General features: G+C 66.1%; 2 protein-coding genes and 1 riboswitch. Both genes read right to left on the reverse strand.

Annotated elements, in window-relative coordinates; all coding sequences use genetic code 11:
* Positions 1 to 45 precede the first annotated feature (45 nt).
* Positions 46 to 2,910 (reverse strand): aminomethyl-transferring glycine dehydrogenase, encoded by a 2,865-nt coding sequence (gene gcvP / locus ACE3UY_RS15060; RefSeq protein ID WP_374688325.1) that lies wholly within the window; start codon positions 2,908 to 2,910, stop codon positions 46 to 48.
* Between the two features lie 116 nt (positions 2,911 to 3,026).
* Positions 3,027 to 3,419 carry a glycine cleavage system protein GcvH gene (gene gcvH, locus ACE3UY_RS15065; RefSeq protein WP_374688324.1) on the reverse strand — a complete coding sequence of 131 codons (393 nt, stop codon included), beginning with the start codon at positions 3,417 to 3,419 and terminating at the stop codon, positions 3,027 to 3,029.
* Between the two features lie 272 nt (positions 3,420 to 3,691).
* Positions 3,692 to 3,799: riboswitch (glycine riboswitch) on the reverse strand.
* Positions 3,800 to 3,863: the final 64 nt, after the last annotated feature.

Here is a 3,863-nt window from a genome sequence, read left to right on the forward strand (position 1 = left end):
AAAAAGGGGCGGGTCTCAAACCCGCCCCTAGCTGTTAGTAACTAACTATGCATACTCCTCAATCGGAATACACATACAGAACAAATGCCGGTCGCCATACACGTTGTCAATCCGGCTGACCGACGGCCATACCTTGGCGGCGCGCACCCAGTCGGCCGGGTAGGCGGCCTGCTCGCGGCTGTAGGGGCGATCCCACGTCTCTGCCAGCACCACTTCGGCCGTGTGCGGCGCGTGCTTCAGCGGGTTGTTCTCGGGATCCATCCGCCCCTCTTCGATCTCGCGAATCTCCTCGCGAATCTTGATCATCGCGTCGATGAAGCGATCCAGTTCGGCCAGCGACTCGCTCTCCGTCGGCTCGATCATCAGCGTGCCCGGCACGGGGAAGGACAGCGTTGGCGCGTGGAAGCCGAAGTCCATCAGCCGCTTGGTGATGTCCTCGGCCGACACGCCGCTGGTATCCTTCAGATGGCGCGGATCGACGATGCACTCGTGGGCCACCCGGCCGTTGACGCCGCGGTAGAGCACCGGGTAGTGCGGCTCCAGCTTCTCGGCGATGTAGTTGGCGTTCAGGATCGCCAGCTCCGTCGCCACGCGCAGCCCCCACTCGCCCATCATGGCGATGTAGGCGTAGGGGATAGGCAGGATGGAGGCGCTGCCCCAGGGAGCGGACGAGACCGTGCCCAGGGCCTCCTCGCCGCCCACGCCCGGTACAACCGGGTGGTTGGGCAGGTAGGGGGCCAGGTGCTCGGCTACGCAGATGGGGCCCATGCCCGGGCCGCCGCCGCCGTGGGGGATGCTGAACGTCTTGTGCAGATTCAGGTGCAGCACGTCCGGCCCAAACTCGCCCGGCTGGCAGATAGCCACCAGCGCGTTCATGTTCGCCCCGTCCATGTAGACCTGCCCGCCGTTGGCGTGGATGATCTGGCAGATCTCGCGGATGGACTGCTCGTAGACGCCGTGGGTGGAGGGGTAGGTGATCATCAGCGCCGACAGTTCGTCGCGGTGCTGCTCCGCCTTGGCCCGCAGGTCGTCCACCTCCACGTTGCCGTGGTCGTCCGTCGCCACCACCACGACTTCCATGCCGGCCAGCGCGGCGCTGGCGGGGTTCGTGCCGTGGGCGCTGGCGGGGATGAGGCAGATGTGGCGGTTGCCCTGGCCCCGGCCGATCTGGTAGGCGCGGATGGTCAGCATGCCGGTGTACTCGCCCTGCGCCCCGGAGTTGGGTTGCAGCGAGCAGGCGGCGAAACCGGTGATCTCGGTCAGCCACTTCTCCAGCGTGTGGAACAACTCCTGGTAGCCCTGAGCCTGGTCGAGCGGCGCGAACGGGTGCAGCGCCGCGAAGCCGGGCAGGGTGATGGACAGCATCTCGGCCGCCGCGTTCAGCTTCATGGTGCACGAGCCGAGCGGGATCATCGAGTGCACCAGGGAGATGTCGCGGTTCTCCAGCCGCTTGATATAGCGCATCATCTCCGTCTCCGACAGGTAGCTGTTGAAGACGGGATGGGTCAGGAAGTCGCTCTGGCGTTGGAACGGCTCATCGTAGTCGAGCCGCACGCCGTCGGCCAACGCCTCGATGTCGATCTCGCCCGCCGCCGCGCCGAAGACGGCGAACAGCGCTTCCAGGTCGGCCACCGTCGTCGTCTCGTCCAGCGACACGCCGACGCCCGTCTCGCCGTAGTAGCGCAGGTTGATGCCTGCGCCGAGGGCCGCGCCGCGCAGTTGGGCCGGGTTGCGGCGTCCGCCGGCAATGGTCAGCGTGTCGAACACGGCCGGCGCGCCGGCGTTGACGCGGTAGCCCAGTTGCTTCAGCCCATCGGCCAGCACCCCGGTCAGCAGGCGCACGCGGGTGGCGATGCGCCGCAGCCCAACTGGGCCGTGGTAGACCGCGTACATGGAGGCCATGACCGCCAGCAGCACCTGCGCCGTGCAGATGTTGCTCGTCGCCTTCTCGCGGCGGATGTGCTGCTCGCGGGTCGTCAGCGTCAGGCGGTAGCCTTTCTTGCCCGTCGCGTCCACCGAGACGCCGACCAGCCGGCCGGCCATGATGCGCTTGTGCTCGTCCTTGGTGGCGAAGAAGGCGGCGTGCGGCCCGCCATAGCCCATCGGCACGCCGAAGCGCTGGCTGTTGCCCAGCGCCACATCAGCGCCCCACTCGCCCGGCGGCGTCAGCAGCACCAGGGCCAGCAGGTCGGTGGCGGCCACCACCAGCGCGCCGTGGGTATGGGATTTCGCAGCGAAATCTCGGTAGTCGTGCACGTCGCCGTTGGTCGCCGGATACTGCACCAGCACGCCGAACGTCGGCTCGGCGAAGTCGTACTCCTCGTGGCTGCCGACCACCACCTTGATGCCCAGCGGTTCGGCCCGCGTGCGAACGACGGCGATGGTCTGCGGATGCACCAGTTCGGAGACGAAGAAGACGTTGGCCTTGGAGTTGCGCAGCCGGGCGCGCTGGCAGAGCGTCATGGCCTCGGCCGCGGCCGTGCCCTCGTCCAGCAGCGAGGCGTTGGCGATCTCCATGCCGGTCAGGTCGGTCACCATCGTCTGGAAGTTGATCAGCGCCTCCAGCCGGCCCTGCGAAATCTCCGGTTGGTAGGGCGTGTAGGCCGTGTACCAGCCGGGGTTCTCCAGCACGTTGCGCTGGACGACCGGCGGGGTGATCGTGCCGTAGTAGCCCATGCCGATGTAGGAGCGGAAGACCTTGTTCTTGGCGGCGATGGCGCGCAGTTCGTTCAGCACGCCCGACTCGCTGCGCGGCTGGTCGAGGTTCAGGTAGCCGTCCATGCGGATGGCTTCGGGGATGGCCTGCTCCACCAGCTCATCGAGCGAGTTCAGGCCGATGTCGCGCAGCATCTTGGTCACGTCGTGGCTGCGCGGGCCGATGTGGCGCTTCACGAAGCGGTCGGCCGGCATCAGCAAGTCGCGGTTGCTCAACTGGATAGCGCCGCCATTGGCCCGGTCATCATCGTGCGCTTCGATAATGTCCTGCCAGTTGGCGCGGGGAGAGACAGTAGTCATGGGAGTCTCCTTTAGTGTTCGCGCGTGGCGCAATACGCCTCATAGGCCGCCGCGTCCATCAGCCCGTCCAGTTGCGACGGGTCGCTGATGCGAATGCGGACGAGCCACGAGCCAAAGGGGTCGCTGTTGAGCGATTCGGGCGCGTCGACAGCGGCGTCATTGGTCGCCACAACCTCGCCGGCCACGGGCAGCAGCAGGTCAGAGGCCGCCTTGACCGACTCGACGACGCCGAACGGCTGGCTGGCATTGAACGAATCACCCACGCCGGGCAACTCGACGTAAACGATATCGGACAGGGAGTCCTGGGCATAGTCGCTGATGCCGACGACACCCTCGTCCCCTTCGACGCGGATCCACTCGTCGGTCTTGGCATAGCGCAGGTCGGGCAGAATCTTGTGAGCCATGAGAAATCTCCTTCAACGGGTAATAAGGTTTGCAGCAACGGGTCGGCCAAACACAAAGAGGACGCCGGGCAGCGCCGCCCGGTGGGGACAACGCTTGCCGGCGTCCTCTGTCATGGACCTGAGAGATTCACAGAGCGTGGGCGCCGTCGCCCTGGCCCGCTTGCCCCTTCGGCGGAAGCTGCACCGTGGCGTGGCATGGGATTCTTATCCCGTGTCTGCCACGCGGGTTAAGAGACCCGCGCCACGTGCAGCCAATCACTTTCCAGAAGAAACCCGGCCACCCGGTCCTTTGTGCCTGAGAGATTCTCGGACGGGTGCACCCAATCCGCTTGCCCCTTCGGCGACCTCGCTTGCGCGGGATACTCTCCCGGGCGGCCGCTTGCATCCTATTTGGTTGATCAACTATCTGTATTCTAGTCGGTGAGGGGGATGTGTCAAGCGGTT

The sequence above is a fragment of the Promineifilum sp. (SeqCode) genome, from assembly GCF_041918635.1.
GTDB lineage: Bacteria > Chloroflexota > Anaerolineae > Promineifilales > Promineifilaceae > Promineifilum.